Origin of the sequence: Rugamonas rivuli, assembly GCF_009380165.1 — a bacterium.
GTDB lineage: Bacteria > Pseudomonadota > Gammaproteobacteria > Burkholderiales > Burkholderiaceae_D > Rugamonas > Rugamonas rivuli.
Window position 1 is genome coordinate 40773 of record NZ_WHUF01000001.1, and the last position, 14478, is coordinate 55250.

The following is a 14478-nucleotide window of genomic DNA, read 5'->3' on the forward strand; positions in this document are numbered from 1 at the left end:
ACCATTTGGGAGTCCGGCCTTTGCCGGACTCATTCGTTCTTAGATAAGGCAGGGCAGGAAAATTAATAATAACGACGTCGATTCCGCCGTACTCCAATCCGCATTGGCTGCCGATTTGCATCGGGCCATGCAGGTGGCCAAGGTACGCCAGGATGCAGAAAAAGATTTGCCTACGCTGACCAAGGCGGAGCTGGCCGAACTATTGTTCGAACAGGTCGGCTTGAACAAGCGCGAGGCCAAGGACATGGTGGAAACCTTCTTCGACGAGATTCGCAATGCGCTGGAGCGCGGCGAGGCCGTCAAGCTGTCCGGTTTCGGCAACTTCCAGCTGCGCGACAAGCCGCAGCGTCCGGGCCGCAACCCGAAGACCGGCGAAGAAATTCCGATCACGGCTCGCCGCGTGGTGACTTTCCATGCCAGCCAAAAACTCAAGGGCATGGTCGAAGAGACAAATCCGATGGCGCGCGCCGCCTGAGTGGGACTGAGCCGTGATGAATGACCGCCTCGCCAAATCCGAACTGGTTGTGCTGCCGCCGATCCCGGCCAAGCGCTATTTCACGATCGGTGAAGTGAGCGAGCTGTGCGGCGTGAAGCCGCACGTGCTGCGCTACTGGGAGCAGGAGTTCACGCAGCTCAAGCCGGTCAAACGGCGCGGCAACCGCCGCTACTACCAGCACCACGAGGTGCTGCTGATACGCCGCATCCGTGAGCTGCTGTACGAGCAGGGCTTCACGATCAGCGGCGCCCGGAACAAGCTCGACAGTCGTGCGTATGATGGCGCGGCAGCGGAGTATGATGGCGGCTTGGCTGTGGGCGGCGTGCCGCCGGCGGACCTCCCGGCACCGTTGGACCGCGACATGATACGCGGTGAATTGCAGGCGATTTTGAGCTTGCTCAAGCAGGCGTAATGCGCACTGCTGCCGCGTAGCGCGGCTAGCGGGATGATTGCTGCTATAATTTCAACATTATTCATTCATCAGCGAGGCTGATGGACGGTGGCGTGCAGTCCGGTGGGGCCCAAGCCGCATCGACCGGACAAGACGAGGGGAAACAATGATACGCGTTGCCATTTGTGACGACCATCAGATAGTAAGAGCGGGATTCAAACAGATTTTTTCATCGGCGGACGACTTCGACGTGGTGGCGGAAGCCGGTACCGGACGCGAGGCGCTGGATATCGCGCGCCGTGAAATTTGCGACGTGTTGTTGCTCGACATCGCCATGCCCGACCAGAGCGGCATCGATACGCTGCGCACCATCCGCCAGGGCCAGCCGGATCTGCCGGTGCTGATCCTGTCCGGCTATCCGGCGCAGCAGTACGCGCTGAACCTGTTCAAAATGGGCGCCAACGGCTACCTGAACAAGGAATGCGAGGCCGACGAGCTGATCACCGCCGTGCGCACCGTGTACCAGGGCCGGCGCTATGTCAGCTCCACCGTCGGCGAGTTGCTGGCGCAAAGCTTCGACCGCGATCCCAACACGGCGTTGCATACCGAGTTGTCGGACCGCGAGTTCCAGGTCTTCCTGCGCCTGGCGCGCGGCGCCACTGTGTCCGACATCGGCGTGGCGCTGTCGCTGAGCATTAAAACCGTCAGCACCTACCGCACCCGCATCATGGAAAAAATGGGCATGCAGTCGAATTCCGACCTGACCTACTACGCCATGAAGAACAATCTTTTGGACTGATCCCCCGGGGGCGCGCACGTTTGCCGCGCCCCGCAAAGAGCATCCCTTCCTTCGACGGTCTATAATTCGGCTAGTGTGGCGTGTGTCCGCCCCGGATTAACCCAAGTGAAGGAAACTCATCAGGATGTATTTCACTGTCGAAACAGCGCCGCATCATCGCCTGCCGCTGTACAAGACCGTCTTGTGCGTGACCTGCGCGCTGCTGCTGATCGTCAACGGATTTAGCCTGTTCCACAATCTGCAAGCCCTGCGCGGCGCCCAGGTCCTGCTGGGCCAGACCGCGCGCGTGGCTGATCGCCTGCAATACCTGAACGTGCTGGTGCTCGACGCCGAGAGCAGCATGCGCGGCTATTTCCTGTCGGGCCGCGACGCCTACCTGGGGCCGACCAAGACCGCGCTGGCGGAAACCGAGATCGAATTCAAAGAACTGGAAAAGCTGCTGGCCGATAACCCGTCGCAGCTGAAGAACCTGGCGCAACTGCATACGCTGGTGCGCCGCCGCCTGAGCATCATGAGCCAGGCCATCGATGTCTACCGCGAGGGTGGGCTGGACGAGATCGTCAAGATCGCCAAGCTCAGCGATGGCCGCGCCAGCATGGACGAGATCCGCCTGCAGGTCGTCATCATGGAACAGGAGCAAAACGAAACCATGGCCTCGCGCAGCGCCATGTTCTACCAGGAATATCAAAAGGCGGTGCTGCTGGGCATGGGCATCAACGCGGTCGCCATCGTCGTGCTGATCATGTTCTACCAGCTGGTGCGGCGCAGCTTCGCCAACCGCGCGCAGGTCGAGCACGCGCTGCAAAGCGCCAACGAGAATCTGGAATCGCAGGTCGAGCAGCGTACCGAGCAGTTGTCGGTGCTGTCGCGCCACCTGATCAGCATCAGCGAGGAAGAGAAGGTGCGGCTGTCGCGCGAACTGCACGACGAGATGGGCGCCAACCTGACCTCGATCAGCATGGATATCGCCGCCGTCACCCAGCAGCTGAACAAGACCGATCCCGAATTGGCGGCGCAACTCAAGCGCGCCCGCGCCACGCTGGTGGAAACGGTGGAAATGAAGCGCCGCATCGTCGAGAACCTGCGTCCGAGTCTGCTGGACAACCTGGGCCTGTGCGCCGCCATCGAAAGCTATTGCAACGAGTTCAGCCGCCTGGCCCAGGTGCGCTGCGATTGCGACGTCAGCGCCGATATCGAAAACACGGCCCGCAATTCGGGCGACCTGTCGATCGCCTTGTTCCGCATCGTGCAGGAATCGCTGACCAATATCCGCAAGTACGCCAAGGCCAGCCGCGTTACCGTCACGTTGAACCGCAACCACGATGGCTTGGTACTGCGCATCATCGATGACGGCATCGGCATCGCCTCCAACACCATCGTCAAGCCCATGTCGCATGGACTGCTGGGCATGCGCGAACGAGCCTTGCTGCTGGGCGGCTCGCTGACCATTCGTCGCGGCCGTAACGATGCAGGCACCTGCATCGAAGTTTCCATCCCGCTGCGCAACCGCGCACCGGCGGAAGAGCGTCGCGCCGATGCGGCCGTGGCATTGCCGCCGGCCATCAGCGAAGTGCTTAGCAGCGTGCTACATCCACCAGCAGACGGTCGTATTCCGTCTTCGCCACCTTATAGCACTCACCCGCATACGCCTCCAAGCCTGAGCGATCAAGCACAGTGATGTTGCCGCGGCGGTAGGTGATCAGGCCGTCGTCCTGCAATTTGCCGGCGGCGGCGGTGATGCTTTCGCGGCGCACGCCCAGCATGATGGAAATCATTTCCTGCGTTACCTTCAGTTCGTTCGATGGCGAGCGGTCCAGGCGGTCCAGCAGCCAGCGGCACAGCTTTTGTTCGATCGAGCTGTGGCGGCCGCCGACGGCGTTCTGCGCCATCTGCGCGAACAGCGCGGTGTTGTAGCGCATCAGCAGCGCGGGCAGGGCGCCGCCCTGGTTGAACGCATCGCGCAGATGCTGGGCTTTCATGCGGTAGCCGTAGCCGGCCGCCTGCACCACGGCGCTGCACATGGCGCGCTCGCCTTCGAACAGCGAGACGCCGACGACGCCCTCGTGTCCTACAACGGCGATCTCGGTGGTGGCGCCGTCTTCCATCACGTACAGCAGCGAGACGATGGCGGTGGTCGGGAAGTGCACGTATTCCATCGCGCCGCCGAACTCAAACAATTCTTTGCCGAAGGGCAGGGTCACCAGTTCCAGGTGTTCAAACAGCGATTCCAGCACGTCGCGCGGGAGTGCGGCCAGCAGTTCGTTCTGCTGGGCGCCGCTGTAGCTGACAACAGGCCGCGACGCAACGTTGAATTCTTTCGAGCGAACCGTCATGCGTGGCGCGGCGGTTTTTTCGGTTGCGTTAAGTTGGGTGTTGTTCATTTTGTTCCTCACAATCTGGCTATACAAGAGCACCGAAGCAATGCTGCGGTGTGGGTATAACTTTAGGGGTTTTGTTAGATTGCGAACATAAGAGGAGCAGACGCACAAATGTAGGCTTGCAACATGGCACTTTGTAGTCCTGGTCCTACACGGCCTCTATTTTTCTCCGAGGGGCGCGTGCATAATGCACAAAATCACTTCGACTGGCGCACAGATCATGCATGTACTTGTAGTGGAAGATGACGCCGTATTGGCCGATGGCCTGAGCCGCGTTTTGAGCGGGCACGGCATGGCGGTCGAGGTGGTCGGCAACGGCACGCAGGCCGACGCGCTGCTGCAGCGCGCCGAGCATACCGAGGTGGTGGTGCTCGACATCGGCCTGCCCGGCATCGACGGCTTCGAGGTGGTGCGGCGGCTGCGCGCGCGCGGCAGCCAGGTGCCGGTGCTGCTGCTGACGGCGCGCGATGCCATCGAGGACCGCGTGCGCGGCCTGGAGCTGGGCGCCGACGATTACCTGGTCAAACCGTTCGCCACCGCCGAGCTGGTGGCGCGGCTGCGCGCGCTGGCGCGGCGCAACACGCCCAAGCCGGCCGTGCTGGCGCTGGGCGATCTGGCGCTCGACCTGTCGGCCAAGCGCGCCCGCGTGGGCGACAAGATCATCGAGCTGTCGGTGCGCGAATGGGCGGTGCTGGAATACCTGCTGCAGCACGGCGCGCGCGTGGTGTCCAAGCAGCAGATCATCGACGCCATCCTGCCGTGGGGCGACGACCTCACGCTCAATGCGGTGGAGGTCTACATTTCCCGCCTGCGCCTGAAGATCGCCGACGCCGGCGTGTCGATCCGCACCATACGCGGCTTCGGCTACATGCTGGAACAGACTCCGGCCGCGCATGAATAGCATCCGGCTGCGTCTGCTGAAGTGGCTGATCGGGCCCATCCTGCTGATCAACCTGGCCGGCGGCGCCTTGACCTACATGCTGGCCTGGCTGCCGGCCCAGCTGGCCTTCGACCAGAGCCTGTCCGACGCCGCCGCCGCGCTGGGCGCCCGCCTGGCCGCCGACCAGGGCAAGCTGCGCATCGACCTGCCGCGCCAGGCCGAGCAGGTGCTGCGCACCGACGACAGCGACGCCGTCTACTTCGTGGTGCGCGACGAGGCCGGGCAGGCCATCGCCGGCGACGCAGATTTCCCGCCACTGTCGCAAGCCGCGCTGGGCGGCGCCGCGCGCGCCGGCAAGCCTGCCGCGGCCTTCGATGGCAGCCTGCGGGGCGAAGCCGTACGCGGCGTGGCACTGCGGCTGACGCTGAGCGTCAACGCCGACATTAACGCCGCCCCGGTGCACGCCTACATCGGCGTCGCCAAGACCCTGCGCAAGCGCACCCAGATCCGCCAGGCCGTGGTGCGCGCGCTGGTGCTGCTGGAATCCTTGTTCGCACTGGCCTGCGTCGGCCTGATCTGGTTCTCGGTCAGCAACGGCCTGCTGCCGCTGAACCGCCTGCGCGCCGGCCTGAACGCGCGCGACGGCGACGACCTCGAACCGATCGCCTCTGCCGAAGTCCCCTACGAACTGGAGCCGGTGGTGGCCGCCTTCAACGGCCTGCTGGACAAGGTCAGCCAGGGCGCGCAGGCGCGGCAGGAATTCCTGGCCAATGTCGCGCACCAGCTGCGCACGCCGCTGGCGGGCTTGAAGACCCAGCTCGAATGGCTGGGCGAACGCCACGCCGGGCCGGAGACCGCGCCCTCGCTCAAGCTGATGCTGTCGGCCACCGAGCGCATGATACGGCAGACCAATCAGCTGCTGGCGCTGGCCCGCGCCGAACCCGGCCACTTCGAAAAAACGCGGCTGGAACCGGTGGCGCTGAACGCGCTGGTGGAAGACGCGGTGCAATCCTTCGTCGACCAGGCCACGCTGAAGTCCATCGACCTCGGCTTCGACCTGCAGCCGGTGACGGTGCTGGGCGACCGCTTCCTGCTGCGCGACCTGATCGACAACCTGATCGACAACGCCATCCGCTACACGCCGGCGCGCGGCACGGTCACGGTGGCTTGCCGGCCGGACGGCGAGGGCGGCTGGCTGACCGTCGAGGACAACGGCCCCGGCATCCCGCCGGCCAAGCGCGAGCAGGTGTTCAGCCGCTACGTGCGGCTGGACGACAAGACCACCGGCAGCGGTCTGGGCCTGGCCATCGTGCGCGACATCGCCACCGTCCACGGCGCCAGCCTGGCCATCGCCGACGCCGCCGGCGGCCAGGGCGCACTATTTTCCGTGCATTTTTGCTGATTTTCACCGTTGTCAGGAATTTGTCAGCATTTCCTCAGGGTAATGCAAGCTTGGCCCGCTACACTGCAATGCATAGAAAACTCACCGGGAGCGGGCCATGCAGCGTGCACAAAAAGGCTTTACCTTGATCGAGATTATGGTCTCCGTGGCCATCGTCGGCATCTTGATGGCCGTGGCGATCCCGGCCTACAGCGATTACGTGATACGCGGCCGCCTCAGCGAAGCGTTCACCGGCCTGGGCGGCGCGCAGCCGGCGGCCGAGCAGTTCTGGTCCAACAACCGCACCTACGTCGGTTTCAACGGCGCCAGCAACTTCCCGCCCAATACCGCCAACTTCACCTACGCGCTGAGCGCCGCCACCGCCTCCAGCTACACGCTGACGGCCACCGGCATCGGCAAGATGACCGGCTTCGTCTACACCATCGACCAGAACGGCACCCACACCACCACCGGCAGTCCGGCCGGCTGGGGCATCAGCGGTTCGTGCTGGGTGGACCATAAAGGTGGCGCATGTTCCAACTGACGCCGCCGCCCCGGCACAGCATGCGTGGCCTCACGCTGCTGGAGCTGCTGCTGGCGCTGACCATCTTTGCCTTCATGCTGGCGATCGGCATACCGAACGCCAGCAGCTGGCTGCTGAACAACCGCACGCGCGGCGCCAGCGAGTTCTATGCCGACGGCTTCAGCATGGCCCGCCGCCAGGCCGTCATGCACAACAGCTTCAGCCGGATCTCGCTGACCCCCAACGTCAACACCGGGCAGATGGACTGGCAGGTCGACATCTGCTTCGTCTCGCCGGCAACGCAGTGCGGCGCGGCCGAGCCCGGATGGTCGACCGTCAACGCCGCCGCCGCCAATGATCCCGAAGGCGTGGCCGGCTACAAGTCCGTGTACCGCGCCGCCGATGCGCTGCCCAGTTCCGAAGTGCTGTTGCCGAGCACGCTGCCGGAGGGCAGTTCGCAGGTGTACTACACGCCGGTCGGCTGGGTCGACACCCGCTTCGCCCAGCGCATGACCAGCCTGCGCCTGAACCCGGCCTCCCAGTACGCGACCGATGTGCCGGCGGTGGCGCTGGTGATCACGCTGGCCGGCATGGCCAGCAAGTGCGATCCGCACGCTCCCGCCAACGATACCAGGGCCTGTCCGCCATGAAAACCATACCTCACCGCTCCGCCACGACCGGCCGGCCCAACCGGCGCCAGGGCGGCATCGCGCTGCTGGAGGCGATGCTGGCCATCGTCATCCTCGGCATCGGCCTGGTCGGCACCATCGGCTTGCAGGCGCGCGCCTATGCGGCGCTGTCGGACGCCAGCCAGCGCGCCGAAGCCACGCTGGCCGGCGAAAAACTGCTGGGCGTGATGAATGCCGACAGCAACAACGTGCTGAACTACAGTGTCACGGAGGGCGGGACGCCGACCGCCGCCATCAAGCCCTGGGTCGACGAAACCCAGGCCTTGATACCGGGCGCCGTCATCGGCGTGACGGTCACGCCGCAGCAGTTGCGGGTGCAGGTGGACATCTCCATCAAGTGGAAACGCAAGGCGGGCGACGCCCCCAACCAGCACCTGGTCACTTCCTATATTGCGATCTGATATGAACGCCTCTCTCTTGCGCCGCCATCGCGGCTTCTCGTTGGTGGAACTGATGGTCAGCGTGGTGATCGGCCTGCTGGCGCTGCTGTTCGCCACCCGCCTGATCGTCAGCGGCGAGAAAAACAAGGACGCCGCCGTCGGCGGTTCCGACAGCATGCAAAACGGCATGCTGGCGCTGTTCTCGCTCAGCAGCGACGCCACGGCGGCGGGCTGGGGGCTGAACGATCCGATGGTGGCCGGCTGCGACACCAGCTTCTCCGACGCCAGCGGCTACGCGTTGCCCGCCATGCCGCGCGCCGGCGCCAGCATCACGCCGCTGGCGCCGGTGGTGATCCAGTCCAACGGCGCCAATCCCGACCTGATCTCGTTCAACAGCGGCACTTCGCAGGCCGGCGCCGGTTCGATCAAGCTGTTCGCCGACTACACGGTCGGCAACACCCTCACCGTCGACAGCAAGAATCCCTACGGCTTCAACAACGGCGACGTGATGGTGATCGCGCCGCTGACGCCGGGCAGCGGCAAGTGCACGCTGTTCCAGTTGTCCGGCTTCGGCCCGCCGCCCAACAGCACCATCCTGGTCAACAGCGGCGGCGCCTACCGCTTCAACGCCATCGCCGGCCTGCCCAACCCGTACAAGCAGAACCTGGCCTACATCTACAACCTCGGTTCGCCGACGCTGATGCATTTCCATACCTGGACGGTGAGCAACGGCGTGCTGCTGCTGCGCGCCACCGAACTGGCCGGCGCCGAAGCGGCCGGCGTGTCCGTGACCGACAACGTGGTCAGCATCAAGGCCCAGTACGGCTTCGACGCCCGTCCGCCCGGCCCCAATCCCTACGATCCCACCCCCGGCGCCGACGGCATGCAGATCACCGCCTGGAGCGGCACCATGATCGATGCCGACAGCGACGGCGTGGCCGGCAGCCCCGGCGACTACCAGCGCATCGCCGCCGTGCGCATCGCCGTGGTGGCGCGCAGCAAAAATGCCGAAAAGCCGAACTCGGCCGGGCTGTGCACCGCGACGCCGGTGGCGCCCACCGTGTTCGCCAGCAGCGCGCCGGCCGGCGTGGCGGCGGTGCCGGTGCAGGTCAACGTGGCCGTGGCCGGCGACACGGTGTCGTGGCAGTGCTATCGCTACCGCGTGTTCGAAACCATCGTGCAGATCCGCAACGCTCAATGGAGGCCTTGATGCGCCCGCAGACCCGACAACGCGGCATCGCGCTGCCCATCATGCTGATCATGCTGACGGTGATGCTGGTCAGCAGCATCTACCTGCTCAAGTCCAGCACCTCGACCACGCTGACCACGTCCAACCTGGCCTACGACGCGTCGCTGAGCAAGGCGACCGACCTCGGCATCCACACCGCGTTCGCCTACCTGCGCTCCATGCCCAGCGCCTCGGTGCTGGAGAACAGCCAGCCGGCCAACGGCTATGTCGCCACGCTGTCGCCGAACTGGACCGTCAGCACTCCGGCCTTCTGGCAGGGCTCGGTGACGCTGGCGCCCGATCCCTCGGGCAACCGGGTCGAGTACGTGATCCACCGGCTGTGCGATTTCGCCGGCGCCTTCAACGCGCCCGGCAACCGCTGTCTGCTGACCTCGGCGCGGCCGAATTCCAAGTCGGGCGTCCCCTACGGCAAGAGCGGCCGCTCCGACAGCCCCAACTACCTGGACCAGCCGCAGCTGCACTACGTGGTGACGGCGCGCATCGTCGGCGCCCGTGGCGGCAATGTGGTCACGCAAGCCGTCGTCATGAAAGGGCCGTGAGGCCGCCGTTTTTTTGAATGGAACCATCATGAACAAGCTCTACTCCACGCTGGCCGGCCTGGCCCTGTGCGCACCGTTGCTGGCCCCGGCCGCGACCACCCAGATCGCCCAGGTGCCGCTGCTGAACATCACCGGCACCGGCACCGTCAAGCCCAACCTGATGCTGCTGTTCGATAACTCCGGCTCGATGGACCAGACCTACACGCCGGACTACGTCAACGACAACCTGTGCCGCAGCGCCGCCACGCTGCAGGCCGGCATCACCGCCTGCGCGGTCGGCCATCCGCCGTTCATGAGTCCGGACTTCAACAAGCAGTACTACAACCCGACGATACGCTACGTGGTGCCGATCAAGTACGACGGCAGCTACTACCCCGAGCAGAACGCCGCCAACACCAGCAACTGGACCTCGGTCAGCGGCGACGGCTTCGGCGCCCACAAGGCCGACCTGTTCGGTACCACGGTGTCGGCCAACATCAACCTGGTGACGGGCTTCCCCGACCTGAAGTGGTGCTCGGGCGGCACCTGCCAGTTCAACACCGCCAGCTACACCTATCCGGACGCCACCTACCAGACCGCGACCGCGATCACCACCGGCCCGTACTACTACACCATCGGCGTCGGCCAGTTCTGCACCGACGACACCATGAAGACCTGCAAGTCGACCGCCATCGGCGCCGCCGCGCCGTCCGGTTATCCGGTGGCGGCCAAGGTGCGCTGGTGCAGCGACAAGCTGTTGACCCAGTGCCAGGGCAAACGGGTAGGGACTTTCATCTACCCCGGCTATTCGATGCCGGCCGGCGCCACCGCCTCCTACGGCACCATCGCCATCGGCGCCTCGGCCACGGCCACCTCCCTCAACATCAGCAGCGTGGTGGTCAACGGCAGCACCACCATCACCAACGCCGCCGTCAACGCGGCCACCGGCACCAACAGCCTGATCAAGCAGCAAACGCTGGCCAGCGCGCTGGCGGCCAACATCATCGCCACCGCGGTCGGCAAGGGCGCCGCCTCCACCAGCCTGTACTACGCCTGCGTCAAGACCCCGACCGGCCAGGCCACGGTGCCGGCCTGCAGCGTCTTCGGCATCACGCTCAGCGCCGACAACGTGGTGGCCGTGCTGCCGGTCAGCTGCACCGGCAGCGTCAGCGTCAACACCTGCGTGACCCTCACGGACAGCTCGCGCGCCGGCTGGGGCATCGCGGTGACGGCGCCCACCGTCGTGGCGACCGCCTATGCGCCGGCCAAGGCGGTGGTCAGCTTTAACGGCACTTCCACCTCGTCGTCGCTGACCGCCATCCTCAAGAACCTCAGCTATGCCGGCACCGTGCTGGTCGGCGGCAGTTCCGGTAGCAGTCCGACCTACCTGAGCCTGGGCAAGACCCAGACGCCGACGCTGATCGCCTCTGCGCTGGTCGGCAAGATCGGTACCGGCGGCACCATCAAGGCCTACCTCGGCAGCAGCAGCAACTGCCCGCCCGGCTACAACAACACCAGCGTCTGCCTGCTGAACTGGGGCGCGACCGACAACACCGGCACCATCAGCGCTTTCACGATGGACAACCAGGGCACGGTCAGCTGGACCACGACCGGCTCCAGCGGCTACACGGCGGCGGTCAACGATGCCATCCCGGCCACCACCGCCGCGCTGTCGGCCGGTTCCGGCGCCCCGAATCCCTTCGTGCGGGTCAACATCGTCAGCGGCCAGACCTATCCGAAATCGGCCGACCGCACCGACTGCGCCGGCAGCACCTGCACCTATGCCGAGGAGATGACCAACTTCGCCAACTGGTATGTGTACTACAAGAGCCGGCTGCAAATGATGAAGACCTCGGTCGGCATCGCCTTCTCGGCCATCACCGCCAACTACAAGGTCGGCTACGCCAAGCTGTCGATCGTAGGCGCTGGCGGCGCCATCGACCAGAAGCCGGCCGATTTCACCGGCAGCGCGCGCTCCAGCTGGTACACCACGCTGTACAACACCACCACGTCGGGCTCGACGCCGATCCGCACGGCGATGGACAACGTCGGCCGCATGTACGCCAACCTGACGCCGTACAACTACGCGGCCGGCCAGGAAGTGGTGCAGTACCCGTGCCAGCAGAACTTCATGATACTGACCACCGACGGCTACTGGAACGGCAGCTCGACCGCCAACGTGGTCAACAACGACAACGTCGAAAACGCCTCGCGCTTCTGCACCCAGGCGCGCGGCTGCGTCGATACGCGGGCGCAGTCGCAGCCGTCGATCTCGGACGTGGCGCTGCACTGGTACAACGGCGGTTCCAGCACCGGCACGGTGTCGCTGCGGCCGTCGCTGGAGCCGGACATGACCAAGCCCGGTTCGGTGCCGGCGGCCGGCGGCGAGAACACCCACCTGCACATGAACACCTACACGCTGGGCCTGGGCGTGGATGGCGTGATGACCTACGAACCCAACTACGACAGCGCGCCCAAGGCCGGCGGCGACTTCTACAACCTGATCACGGCGGCCACCAGCGGCTGCCCATGGAACGGCAACGGCGCCTACGTCTGGCCCGATCCCGACGTGACCAACGGCGCCAGCACGGTGCAGGAGAGGGTCGACGACCTGTGGCATGCGGCCATCAACGGCCACGGCAAGTACTTCAGCGCCCAGGATCCGAAAGACGTGGTCAGCGGCCTGAGCGAGGCGCTGTCGAATATGCAGGTGCACGTCGGCGCGGCCGCCGCTGCTGCAACCTCGACGCCGAACATCACGCTGACCGACAACGATATCTTCTCCGACACCTTCACCACCGTGAAATGGTACGGCGAACTGTCGGACAAGAAGATCGACAGCACCGACGGCAGCGTCGGCAACGCCAACACCTGGACCACCAGCGACACGCTGGGCAAGAAGGTCGGCAACAGCAGCGACACCCGCACCATCTACATGTACAACACGTCCGGCGCCAACGCCAGCACGCCCGATGAATTCCGCTACGCCAATATGAAAGGGCCGGCCGGCGGCTGGTTCGCCAACAAGTGTGCGGCGCTGGCGCAATGCGTGCTGCTGTCGGCCTCGGACAAAGCCATCGTCAACGACGGCAACAACCTGGTCAACTACCTGCGCGGCCAGCAGCAGTACGCCGACGACAGCCTGTTCCGTGCCTACACGCTGACGGCCAACACGCCGTCCGGCGCCGCCGGCCCGATACCCATCGTGCTGGGCGACATCGCCTCGTCCAAGCCGGCCTTCGTGCGCGACCCGCGCAACAGTTTCCCGGACCCGGACTACGCGGTCTTCAAGGATACCTACGGCAACCCGGCCAGCGCCAAGTACCGCACCGGCACCGTGTTCACCGCCGCCAACGACGGCATGCTGCACGCCTTCGATTCCGCCACCGGCGTCGAGCTGTGGGCCTACGTGCCGCGCATCACGATGAAGAAGCTGTACGCGCTGGCCGGCACCACCTACGGCACCAACCACCAGTTCACCACCGACGGCTCGCCGGAAGTGGCGGACATCAAGGCCGGCGCGCTGGGCTGGCGCACCGTGCTGGTGGCCGGCCTGAACGGCGGCGGCCGCGGCTACTACGCGCTCGACATCACCGACACCAAGAATCCCAAGCAGCTGTGGGAATTCTGCGCCGACAACACCGTGTGCCCGCTCAGCGACGGCGACCTCGGCCTGACCTTCGGCAATCCGCAGTTCGGCACGCTGGCCAACGGCCGCTGGGTGGTGTTCCTGACCTCCGGCTACAACAACGTGCCCGGCACCGACGGCGTCGGCACCGGCACCGGCAAGGGTTTCCTGTACATCCTGGACGCCTACACCGGCGAGCTGCTCAACAAGATCAGCAACAACTCGGGCGACACCGTCACGCCGTCCGGCCTGGCCAAGATCTCCGCCATCAGCGACGACCCGGGCGCCGATCCGCGCATCCAGTTCGTCTTCGGCGGCGACAACCAGGGCCAGATGTGGCGCTTCAACCTCAGCGATCCGTCCGGCGCCGTCACCGTCAACCTGATGGGCAATGCCGGCGCCTCCAAGCCGATCACCACGCGGCCGGACGTGACCACCTGCGCGGTGCAGGTGACATCCGTCATCGGCGGCGTGTCGACCGTCACCACGTCCGGCGTGCGGGTGGTGCTGTTCGGCACCGGCCGCCTGCTGGACGTGCCCGACACCTCGGACACCTCGGTGCAGAGCCTGTACCTGCTGAAGGACACCGGCAGCCAGATCACCAACATCCGTGGTTCCACCATGGTGCAGCAGACGCTCAGCCTGCTGGGCAACAGCAGCAACGTCAACACCTACCAAGTGACCAACAACCCGGTCGACCTGACGCAGAAGGAGGGCTGGTATTTCGACTGGTCGGTCAACGCCGGCGAGCGCATGAACCTGGATCCGCAAATCGTCAGCGGCGTGGCCAACGTCGTCACCAACCTGCCGACCTCGTCGTCGTCGTGCTCGGTGGGCGGCTCCAGCAATCTGTACCAGGTCAACGTCTGCAACGGCCAGGCGATCGGCAGCCATCCGATCGGGGCGACGCTGTCGAACACCTCGGCGGCGGTCGGTTTCATCATCATCCGCCTGCCGAACGGCCAGCTGAAGATGATCACCACGCTGGCCGACGGCACCAACAAGACCTCGCCGCTGTCGGAGCAGATCTCGGCCGACGCCCACCGCACGGGCTGGCGCAGGGTGAAAGGGGAGTAAAAGCGGGGCGATCTGAGGCAAACAGTTCACACGAGGGGCTCAACTATCGGTAAAATCGAGGGTTTTGCAGCCCCGCCTCAGATCGCGAA

General features: G+C 65.3%; 13 protein-coding genes. 12 read left to right on the top strand and 1 reads right to left on the bottom strand.

Annotation, left to right across the window (positions count from 1 at the left end):
* The first annotated feature begins 127 nt into the window (after window positions 1-127).
* The 4 genes from GEV01_RS00220 (at window position 128) to GEV01_RS00235 (ending at window position 3364) form a co-directional block, all read left to right on the top strand.
* Window positions 128-475 carry an integration host factor subunit alpha gene (locus GEV01_RS00220; protein WP_008449399.1) on the top strand — a complete coding sequence of 116 codons (348 nt, stop codon included), beginning with the start codon at window positions 128-130 and terminating at the stop codon, window positions 473-475.
* 16 nt (window positions 476-491) lie between these two features.
* Complete coding sequence (locus GEV01_RS00225) at window positions 492-908, top strand: MerR family transcriptional regulator (protein ID WP_152800599.1); 417 nt, start codon at window positions 492-494, stop codon at window positions 906-908.
* A 145-nt stretch (window positions 909-1053) separates the two neighbouring features.
* Entirely contained in the window at window positions 1054-1686 is a 633-nt protein-coding gene (locus tag GEV01_RS00230) for a response regulator (protein ID WP_008449397.1), read from the top strand.
* A gap of 124 nt (window positions 1687-1810) precedes the next feature.
* The gene (locus GEV01_RS00235) at window positions 1811-3364 is read left to right on the top strand and encodes a CHASE3 domain-containing protein (RefSeq protein ID WP_152800602.1); all 1554 of its coding nucleotides are present in this window, start codon (window positions 1811-1813) and stop codon (window positions 3362-3364) included.
* Here GEV01_RS00235 and GEV01_RS00240 read toward each other — a convergent pair.
* Complete coding sequence (locus GEV01_RS00240) at window positions 3261-4067, bottom strand: Crp/Fnr family transcriptional regulator (RefSeq protein WP_152800603.1); 807 nt, start codon at window positions 4065-4067, stop codon at window positions 3261-3263. The genes GEV01_RS00235 and GEV01_RS00240 overlap by 104 nt on opposite strands.
* A gap of 217 nt (window positions 4068-4284) precedes the next feature.
* Between GEV01_RS00240 and GEV01_RS00245 the strand changes: the two genes are divergently transcribed.
* From GEV01_RS00245 to GEV01_RS31270, 8 genes are all read left to right on the top strand, one after another.
* Complete coding sequence (locus GEV01_RS00245; RefSeq protein ID WP_070271700.1) at window positions 4285-4965, top strand: response regulator transcription factor; 681 nt, start codon at window positions 4285-4287, stop codon at window positions 4963-4965.
* Window positions 4958-6346: a sensor histidine kinase gene (locus GEV01_RS00250; protein ID WP_152800606.1), complete on the top strand. Its 1389-nt coding sequence runs from the start codon at window positions 4958-4960 to the stop codon at window positions 6344-6346. Before GEV01_RS00245 ends, GEV01_RS00250 begins: the two co-directional genes overlap by 8 nt.
* Before the next feature lie 97 nt (window positions 6347-6443).
* On the top strand, window positions 6444-6869 hold the full coding sequence (locus tag GEV01_RS00255; protein ID WP_152800608.1) for a type IV pilin protein: 426 nt from the start codon (window positions 6444-6446) through the stop codon (window positions 6867-6869).
* The gene (locus GEV01_RS00260; protein ID WP_152800610.1) at window positions 6857-7498 is read left to right on the top strand and encodes a prepilin-type N-terminal cleavage/methylation domain-containing protein; all 642 of its coding nucleotides are present in this window, start codon (window positions 6857-6859) and stop codon (window positions 7496-7498) included. Before GEV01_RS00255 ends, GEV01_RS00260 begins: the two co-directional genes overlap by 13 nt.
* Window positions 7495-7938 (top strand): type IV pilus modification PilV family protein, encoded by a 444-nt coding sequence (locus GEV01_RS00265; RefSeq protein ID WP_152800612.1) that lies wholly within the window; start codon window positions 7495-7497, stop codon window positions 7936-7938. Before GEV01_RS00260 ends, GEV01_RS00265 begins: the two co-directional genes overlap by 4 nt.
* Before the next feature lies 1 nt (window position 7939).
* Window positions 7940-9127: a PilW family protein gene (locus tag GEV01_RS00270; protein ID WP_152800614.1), complete on the top strand. Its 1188-nt coding sequence runs from the start codon at window positions 7940-7942 to the stop codon at window positions 9125-9127.
* Window positions 9127-9705 carry a hypothetical protein gene (locus GEV01_RS00275; protein ID WP_152800616.1) on the top strand — a complete coding sequence of 193 codons (579 nt, stop codon included), beginning with the start codon at window positions 9127-9129 and terminating at the stop codon, window positions 9703-9705. The genes GEV01_RS00270 and GEV01_RS00275 overlap by 1 nt, the downstream gene beginning before the upstream one ends.
* Before the next feature lie 28 nt (window positions 9706-9733).
* The gene (locus GEV01_RS31270; RefSeq protein ID WP_152800618.1) at window positions 9734-14389 is read left to right on the top strand and encodes a PilC/PilY family type IV pilus protein; all 4656 of its coding nucleotides are present in this window, start codon (window positions 9734-9736) and stop codon (window positions 14387-14389) included.
* Window positions 14390-14478 lie beyond the last annotated feature (89 nt).